We start from the raw sequence: 8232 nt of genomic DNA on the forward strand, positions 1-8232 counted from the left end.
TTGCTTGAAAAGAACTGATTTTCGCACACTGGCTGCATGGACCTGCTGACTATCCTGTTTCTCGTCTGCCTCTTGGCGGACCTGCTGGTACGGTACTGGCTGGCCAGACGTCAGATCCGCCATGTGCTGGCCCACCGCAACGATGTCCCCGCAGCCTTCGGGGGCCGGATCGGCTTGCACAGTCACCAGCGCGCGGCAGACTATACGGTGGCCCGCAGCCAGCTGTCGGTGATCGAGCGCATCGTCGAAGCCGCCGTCCTGCTTGCGCTGACGCTGCTAGGAGGCCTGCAGACCATCGACCTGTGGCTGGGGCGCCAGATCACATCCGAGCTCTGGCGCCAGATGGCGCTGGTGGGCGCGGTGCTGGCGCTGTTGGGCGTGGTCGGCCTGATCTTTGCCGCCTGGAAGACCTTTCACCTGGAGGCGCGCTTCGGCTTCAACCGCATGACGCCGCGGCTGTTCGTAACCGACGCGATAAAGATGCTCGTGGTAACGCTGACCCTCGGCGTCCCGCTGCTGGCAGCGATCCTGTGGGTCATGGGCTCCACGGGCGGGGACTGGGCCTGGTGGGCCTGGGGAGTCTGGGTTGCCTTCAATCTGCTCATCCTGTGGCTCTACCCAAGCTTCATCGCTCCCCTGTTCAACCACTTCGCACCGCTGGACGATCCGGAACTGAGCACCCGCATCCACAACCTCGCACAGCGCTGCCATTTCGGCCTGTCCGGACTGTTCGTCATGGACGGCTCACGCCGATCGGCGCACGGAAACGCTTACTTCACCGGGTTCGGCCGGCATCGCCGAATCGTCTTTTTCGACACACTGCTCTCGCGGCTCAACACCGACGAGGTCGAGGCTGTGCTGGCCCACGAATTGGGCCATTTTGCCCACCATCACATCCTGCGACGCATCGTGCTGAGCTTCCTGACGGCAGGCGTGCTGCTGCAAATCCTGGCCTGGCTCGCCACACAGGTCTGGTTCTACACCGGATTGGGGGTTATCCCACAACTCGGGCGCCCCAACGACGGACTGGCACTGGTGCTATTCATGCTGGCCATGCCGGTATTCACCTTCTGGGTGACCCCTATCGCCAGCCTGCTCTCGCGCCGCGACGAGTTCCAGGCCGACCGCTACGCCGTCGGCCAGTGCGGGGCGGCACCGCTCAGCAGCGCGCTGGTGAAACTCTATGACGACAATGCCGCCACGCTGACGCCGGACCCCATCCACTCGGCCTGGTACGACAGCCACCCATCGGCGGCCGTCCGCATTGCACATCTGCATGACAGCTGAAACGGCCCGGCAGGGTCGCGTGGTTGCCGCCCACGGGCGCCACTACCGCGTACAGCTCGAGTCCGGTGAGTTGCGCCACTGTTATACCCGTGGCAAGAAGGCTGGGCCAGCCGTCGGCGATCAGGTGCGGATCCTGCCCGAAGGCCGTGACGAGGGCGTCATCACCGAAATCCTCCCGCGGCGCAATCTGCTCTACCGGTCCGACGCTTCGAAAAGCAAGCAGTTCGCTGCCAATCTGGACCAGCTCCTGCTGATCGTCGCTGCGGAACCGGAATTTTCAGCAGATCTGATGGGACGAGCGCTGGTGGCCGCTGGCAGTGTGGACATCCCGGTCCGCATTGTCCTGAACAAGACCGATCTGCCTTCGATCGACAGCGCACGGAGCCGTCTGCGGCCCATCGCCGAGCTGGGAATTCCCATCGTGGAGCTGTGCGCCCTGGACGCAGCCCAGACACAGGCACGGCTGGGCGACTGGCTGCAGGGACGCAGCACACTGTTGCTGGGGCAAAGCGGCATGGGCAAATCCACGCTGCTCAACGCCTTGGTGCCGCAAGCCCGGGCGGCCACCCAGGCCCATTCGGAAGCACTGGGAACTGGCCGGCACACCACTACCCAGACCCGCCTGTACGATCTTCCGGGCGGCGGCGATCTGATCGACTCACCCGGCTTCCAGGCCTTTGGGCTGCAGCACCTGACCCAGCACGAGATCGAACAAGGTTTCCCGGAATTCACACCCGCCATCCCGCACTGCCGGTTCTACAACTGCACGCATCTGCACGAACCAGGGTGCGGTGTGCTGGCGGCCATGGCACGCGGCGAAATCACGGCCGAACGCCACGCCCTGTATCAGCGCATATTGGCGGAGAACGATGCCGCCAGGAAGTGGTAGAAGTTGCGCATCAGGATGGCTGTCGCCCCCCAGATGAAATGGGACTCCCAGGGGATGGCGTAGAAATACCGGCCGTGCCCCCACTGGGTTTGAAGGTGGCGCAGTTCGTAGCGCGATGGGTCCATCAGCACGGACAGAGGAACCTCGAAAACCTCGGCCACCTCAGTGTCCTGAGCGCGGACATGAAATCCTGTCTCGAGTTCGGCAACCACCGGGGTCATCAGGAAACCGGTAGTGGTGAGCAGTGTGGGCTGAATCCCAAGAATCCGAACGAAGCGAGCATCCACGCCGATCTCTTCGCCTGTTTCGCGCAACGCCGCTGCCACGGGATCGGCATCTCCGGGTTCTATGCATCCGCCCGGAAAGCTGACCTGGCCGGCGTGATGATGCAGATGCTCGGATCGGCGAGTGAACAGAACCTGCAGGCCGTCCGTCCGCTGAACCAGCGGCATCAGCACCGCCGCACGGCGCGCTCCCGCGTGCGCCGCGCGCCCGGGTGCGAACGCCTGGGCGAACAACGGCTCGACCTCCCAGGGGGCTGGCTGGCTGAAAGCCTGGCGAATGTGGGCCAGTGTCAGAGACGCAGGCGGCAGGCCGGGCAGGAACGCCCCCGGCACTACGGGCTGGGCCTTTGGGTCAAAGGCCGCCGTATGATGAACAGGCAAGGGTTGACTGAGCGGCATGACATCCCACAAACGACGAAGGCACCCGATCGGGTGCCTTTTGTGTGCCATGGGCGATCACAAACGGATCAGACGGCCTTGCGCACCAGCTTTTCCTTGATGCGAGCGGCCTTACCCGTACGGTTGCGCAGATAGTAGAGTTTAGCACGGCGCACATCACCGAGACGCTTGACCTCGATGCTGGCAATTTGCGGGGAATAAAGCTGGAACGTCCGTTCCACGGCTTCGCCGGAAGAGACCTTTCGTACGGTAAACGCGGAATTCAGTCCACGATTGCGGCGGCCGATCACTACGCCCTCGTAGGACTGGGTACGGCTGCGTTCGCCTTCGACGACGTTCACGCTGACGACCACGGTATCGCCGGGGCCAAATTCAGGGATCTGGCGGCCAGCAGACAGGCGCGCGATTTCTTCTTGTTCCAGGGTTTCGATAAGATTCACACTAGGCTCCAGGCATCATATTCGCGGCATTGAGTGAAATTGTGGCCGTGACAGAGGATGCGGTAAACACGCGATTATATGATATTGCGGCGTCAGAAGCCAGCCGCCGCGCCCAGCCACATCAGGCCCGGAACCATGGCTGCCCAGACTGCGACCATCAGGACGTCGCCACCCAGCGCCAGGATGCGCCGCCACGCCACAGGCAGCCGGCGACCGCGCGAGCGGCTGGAAGGCGCGGACGTGCGAAGTGCTGTTGCACGCGCCGGGACGCCAGGCCGGCGAGACCCGGCCCGCGCGACAACCGCCGCACGAGGCCGCCAGCCCAACGAGCATCCCGCCCCCACCGATTCCCAGACCAACGTGTTCGCCATGATGGATCTCCTATGCGTCCGACGGTCGCGCCGGACTGTTGTTGTATACAGTAGTTTTGAATACTGTATAAAAAAACAGCCAATCGCGCAAGCCCCATCTTTCCATCGTCGTAAAAAGCAAAAAGCCCGGGCGGGCCTTGACGGCGCGCCCGGGCTCAAACAGCGGAATTACCGGTTCGGCTGCGGCGTAGTGCGCAGATACGGGCGAATCTCTTTGTAGCCCTTGGGGAACTTTTCCTTCAGGACGGCGGGATCCTTGATCGACGGAGCGATGATCACATCTTCACCCGGCTTCCAGTTGACCGGCGTGGCCACACTGTAGTTGTCCGTGAGCTGGATCGAGTCCAAAGCCCGCAGAATCTCATCGAAATTGCGGCCCGTGCTGGCTGGGTAGGTCAGGATCAGCCGGATCTTCTTGGCCGGGTCGATGACGAAGACTGAACGCACGGTCGCCGTGGTGCTGGCGTTGGGGTGAATCATGTCATACAGCGTGGCGACCTTGCGATCCACATCGGCCAGGATCGGATAGTTGACATGCGTCTTCTGGGTGTCGTCGATGTCCTTGATCCAATCGATGTGCGACTGCCGGCTGTCCACGGACACGGCAATCACCTTGGCATTGCGCTTGGCGAAATCACCGGACACGATTGCGGTGTAGCCAAGTTCGGTAGTGCATACCGGCGTGAAATCGGCCGGGTGCGAGAACAGCACCCCCCAGCCATCACCCAGAAACTCATGAAACTTGATCTTTCCAAGCGAAGAATCCTGCTCGAAATCGGGGGCGACATCGCCCAGACGCAGCGTAGCCATATGAAAACTCCTACCGTAGATGACTCTGAAGTATTTGTTTCCCAAGCCGGAGTGCCTCTGGGCGAGTCAAGCAAAGAACAAACATGGCAACTTGCTCGGAGACCCTCCCGCCGGAAAACATCGGGAATCGACACTTAAGATTCTGTCAGAATATAGACGGTCCATTAAATATAATAAAGATATATATTTATCTGGTATGTGCAGCTTCCAGGCGGGCATAACGATCCGCCAGCACCCCTGCCTCGACTTCAGATGCTAGCGCCTGGGCGCGAGGCAGCACATGCACTGCGTACTGCACCGCTGTCGAGATCTTTGCACGGTAGAACGGATCAGAGGAACCGCCGTCGATCGCCGCCGCCGAGGCCAGCGCAGCCCGCGCGAGCTGCCACCCGGCATGCACCGTCCCCGCCAACATCAGGCAAGGAACGCTGCCCGCAAATACCCCACGCACGTCCGTGCGGGCATGATCCAGAACGAAGGTGACAGCCGAGGCATAAGACTGCGTGCCCGCTTGCAGCCGGTCCGCCAGCAGGCCGAAGGCCTGCGCGTGTTCACCCTGGACGGCCCGCAATGATGCCGTGCAAGCCTGCATTGCGGCGATCTGCGTGCGCGCCACCACGCCGCCGTCGCGCAGGAGCTTGCGGCCCACGAAATCGTTCGCCTGAATGGCGGTGGTCCCCTCGTAGATGGGGAGGATGCGGGCGTCGCGGTAATACTGTGCGGCACCGGTTTCCTCGATGAAGCCCATCCCGCCATGCACCTGAATGCCCAGCGAAGCGACCTCGACCGACGATTCGGTGGAGAAGGCCTTCACGATGGGCACGAAGTACTCGTAGACGGCCTTGTGTCGGGCCTTGTCGGCCTCATCCACAGCATGCGCCGCGTGGTCGCGATGGCCCGCCGCCACATAGGCCACGGCCCGAGCACCCTCTGTGAGCCCTCGCATGACGCCAAGCATCCGGGCCACATCCGGGTGATGGGCGATGGCGACAGGCCCCGACGGATCCCCCGGGACACTACCCTGAACCCGTTCAACGGCATAGGCTTGCGCCTGCTGCAGCGCGCGCTCGCAGATGGCCACGCCCTGCAGGCCCACGGCATAACGTGCCGCATTCATCATGATGAACATGTATTCCAGGCCGCGATTTTCCTCGCCGATCCGGTAACCGACGGCCCCTTCACCCACACCGCCCTTTCCGGCACCATACAGCAGCACGGCCGTCGGACTGCCATGAATCCCGAGCTTGTGCTCCAGCGAAGCGCAGTACACGTCATTGCGCGGCCCCAGGGTACCGTCCTCGTTGACCAGGAATTTCGGCACAATGAACAGGGAGATTCCCTTCACACCCGCCGGCGCGTCCGGCGTGCGTGCCAGAACCAGGTGAACAATGTTTTCAGCCAGATCGTGGTCGCCATAGGTGATGAAGATCTTCTGGCCCTGCAGTCGATAGCTTCCATCGTCCTGGTGCACAGCGCGCGTCTTGACCAGCGCCAGGTCCGACCCCGCCTGTGGCTCTGTCAGGTTCATGGTCCCCGTCCAACGCCCCGCCAACAGCGGCCCGATGAAACGCTGCTGCTGCTCAGCCGTGCCGACCAGAGACAGTGCCTCAATCACGCCATCGGTCAGCAACGGACACAGGGAAAAGGACAGATTGCCAGCATTCAGGCTTTCGGTGACGGGGGCCGCAACCAGCTTGGGCAGGCCTTGCCCGCCCCACTCGGCATCATGCGACAGCCCCTGCCAGCCGCCCTGGACGAACGCCTGAAAGGCCTCACGAAAACCCGGCGACGTGCGGACATGACCGTCCTGCCAGAGCGCCGGCTGGGTATCTCCGACGCGGTTCAGCGGCGCGACCTCGTTCTCCACGAAGCGGGCGTTCTCTTCGAGGACGGCGTCCACCAGATCGGCGCTGATCTCCTCGAACCCTGGCAGCGCCAGCACACCCGTCAAGTCGGCCAGTTCATGCAGCACGAAACGAATATCCTGAAGGGGAACCTGGAATGTCATGACTGCTCCTGCGGATTGAAAAAGGGTCCCGGCATGACGCCAGCGCCCGGCGGGACCCCAGAGAGCCGGACGATCAAAGCGCCTTGGTCAGCTCCGGGACGGCCTCGAACAGGTCGGCCACCAGGCCATAATCGGCCACGCCGAAGATGGGCGCCTCGGCGTCCTTGTTGATGGCCACGATCACCTTGGAATCCTTCATGCCCGCCAGGTGCTGGATGGCCCCCGAGATCCCGATGGCCACATACAGCTGCGGCGCCACGATCTTGCCCGTCTGCCCCACCTGCCAGTCGTTGGGCGCGTACCCGGCATCGACCGCCGCCCGCGAAGCCCCCAGCGCCGCGCCCAGCTTGTCGGCGAGCGGATCGAGGATCTTGAAGTTCTCCGCGCTGCCCAGCCCCCGACCGCCCGAGACCACCACCGTGGCCGCCGTGAGCTCCGGCCGGTCGCTGCGGGCCAGTTCCCGGCCCACGAACGAGGACAGGCCCGAGTCGGCGACCGCGGCCACCGATTCGACCGGTGCGCTGCCGCCCTGGTCGGCCACCGGATCAAACGCAGTCGTGCGCACCGTGAGGACCTTCTTTGCGTCACCGGACTGGACCGTCGCCAGCGCGTTGCCGGCATAGATGGGACGCACGAACGTGTCGGCCGATTCCACCGCCACGACGTCGGAGATCTGCGCCACGTCCAGCTTGGCCGCCACGCGCGGGGCCACGTTCTTGCCCGAGGCCGTGGCCGCGAACAGGATGTGGCTGTAGCCCCCGGCCAGGGCCAGGACCTGGGCCGCGAGGTTTTCCGCCAGACCATCGGCCAGCGCCGGGGCATCGGCCAGCAGCACCTTGGCCACCGAGGCCAGGCGCGAGGCCTGCTCGGCCACCGGCTGTGCGCCGGCACCGGCCACCAGGACGTGAATGTCCCCGCCGATGGCAGCCGCCGCCGCCACCGCATTGCGCGTGGCCGTCCCCAGGTGGGCGTTATCGTGTTCCGCTATGACCAGAATGCTCATTTACACCACCTTCGCTTCGTTCTTCAGTTTGTCCACCAGCGTGGCCACATCGGGCACGATGATCCCCGCCGAGCGGGCCGCCGGCTCGGCCACCTTCAGGGTCTTCAGGCGCGGCGCGGCATCGACCCCCAGGTCGGCGGGCGACACCGTCTCGAGCGGCTTTTTCTTCGCCTTCATGATGTTGGGCAGCGTCACGTAGCGCGGCTCGTTCAGCCGCAGGTCGGTCGTGATGACCGCCGGCAGCGCCAGGCTGATCGTCTCCAGGCCGCCATCGACCTCGCGCGTGACCTGCACCCGCTCGCCCTGGAGGTCGACCTTGCTGGCGTTGGTCGCCTGCGGCCAGTCCAGCAGCGCCGCCAGCATCTGGCCGGTCTGGTTGGCGTCGTCATCGATCGCCTGCTTGCCCAGGATCACGAGCTGGGGAGATTCCCGACGGGCAATCGCCGCGAGCAGCTTGGCCACCGCCAGCGGCTGCAGCTCCACGTCGGTCTGGACCAGAATGCCGCGATCGGCGCCGATGGCCAGGGCCGTGCGCAGGGTTTCCTGGCATTGGGCCACGCCGCAGGAGATCGCCACGACTTCGGTGGCCGTGCCCTTTTCCTTCAGGCGCACCGCTTCTTCGACAGCGATCTCGTCAAACGGATTCATGGACATCTTGACGTTGGCGGTGTCCACACCAGTGTGATCGGACTTGACGCGAACCTTGACGTTGAAGTCAACGACGCGCTTGACCGGTACCAG

At 63.9% G+C, this 8232-nt stretch carries 9 protein-coding genes; 2 read left to right on the plus strand and 7 right to left on the minus strand.

Annotated features, from left to right (window positions below; translation table 11 throughout):
- Nucleotides 1-36 precede the first annotated feature (36 nt).
- Together EPN31_RS14450 and rsgA are read left to right on the plus strand one after the other, a co-directional pair.
- Entirely contained in the window at nucleotides 37-1287 is a 1251-nt protein-coding gene (locus EPN31_RS14450) for a M48 family metallopeptidase (RefSeq protein WP_291774515.1), read from the plus strand.
- The gene (gene rsgA, locus EPN31_RS14455; RefSeq protein ID WP_291774517.1) at nucleotides 1277-2176 is read left to right on the plus strand and encodes a ribosome small subunit-dependent GTPase A; all 900 of its coding nucleotides are present in this window, start codon (nucleotides 1277-1279) and stop codon (nucleotides 2174-2176) included. The genes EPN31_RS14450 and rsgA overlap by 11 nt, the downstream gene beginning before the upstream one ends.
- Here the strand turns inward: rsgA and EPN31_RS14460 are convergent.
- The 7 genes from EPN31_RS14460 to EPN31_RS14490 form a co-directional block, all read right to left on the minus strand.
- Nucleotides 2134-2841 (minus strand): CoA pyrophosphatase, encoded by a 708-nt coding sequence (locus EPN31_RS14460; RefSeq protein ID WP_291774520.1) that lies wholly within the window; start codon nucleotides 2839-2841, stop codon nucleotides 2134-2136. The genes rsgA and EPN31_RS14460 overlap by 43 nt on opposite strands.
- Before the next feature lie 86 nt (nucleotides 2842-2927).
- Nucleotides 2928-3299, minus strand: a complete 372-nt coding sequence (gene rplS / locus EPN31_RS14465; protein WP_291774522.1) for a 50S ribosomal protein L19 — start codon at nucleotides 3297-3299, stop codon at nucleotides 2928-2930.
- 92 nt (nucleotides 3300-3391) lie between these two features.
- Entirely contained in the window at nucleotides 3392-3670 is a 279-nt protein-coding gene (locus EPN31_RS14470; RefSeq protein ID WP_291774524.1) for a hypothetical protein, read from the minus strand.
- 168 nt (nucleotides 3671-3838) lie between these two features.
- Nucleotides 3839-4480, minus strand: a complete 642-nt coding sequence (locus EPN31_RS14475) for a peroxiredoxin (RefSeq protein ID WP_291774527.1) — start codon at nucleotides 4478-4480, stop codon at nucleotides 3839-3841.
- Between the two features lie 187 nt (nucleotides 4481-4667).
- Nucleotides 4668-6488 (minus strand): acyl-CoA dehydrogenase, encoded by a 1821-nt coding sequence (locus EPN31_RS14480; protein WP_291774528.1) that lies wholly within the window; start codon nucleotides 6486-6488, stop codon nucleotides 4668-4670.
- A gap of 73 nt (nucleotides 6489-6561) precedes the next feature.
- Nucleotides 6562-7491, minus strand: a complete 930-nt coding sequence (locus EPN31_RS14485; protein WP_291774533.1) for an FAD-binding protein — start codon at nucleotides 7489-7491, stop codon at nucleotides 6562-6564.
- On the minus strand, nucleotides 7492-8232 hold a 741-nt coding region (locus tag EPN31_RS14490), incomplete at its 5' end, for an electron transfer flavoprotein subunit beta/FixA family protein (protein ID WP_291774535.1).

It is taken from the genome of Castellaniella sp., assembly GCF_004321985.1.
GTDB lineage: Bacteria > Pseudomonadota > Gammaproteobacteria > Burkholderiales > Burkholderiaceae_B > Castellaniella.

What these genes read in the sequence shown, in the direction of transcription:
- EPN31_RS14450 (WP_291774515.1), top strand. Translation starts at nt 37, where the DNA reads ATGGACCTGCTGACTATCCTGTTTCTCGTCTGCCTCTTGGCGGACCTG.
- EPN31_RS14480 (WP_291774528.1), bottom strand. Translation starts at nt 6,488, where the DNA reads ATGACATTCCAGGTTCCCCTTCAGGATATTCGTTTCGTGCTGCATGAA.
- EPN31_RS14470 (WP_291774524.1), bottom strand. Translation starts at nt 3,670, where the DNA reads ATGGCGAACACGTTGGTCTGGGAATCGGTGGGGGCGGGATGCTCGTTG.
- EPN31_RS14475 (WP_291774527.1), bottom strand. Translation starts at nt 4,480, where the DNA reads ATGGCTACGCTGCGTCTGGGCGATGTCGCCCCCGATTTCGAGCAGGAT.
- rsgA (WP_291774517.1), top strand. Translation starts at nt 1,277, where the DNA reads ATGACAGCTGAAACGGCCCGGCAGGGTCGCGTGGTTGCCGCCCACGGG.
- EPN31_RS14485 (WP_291774533.1), bottom strand. Translation starts at nt 7,491, where the DNA reads ATGAGCATTCTGGTCATAGCGGAACACGATAACGCCCACCTGGGGACG.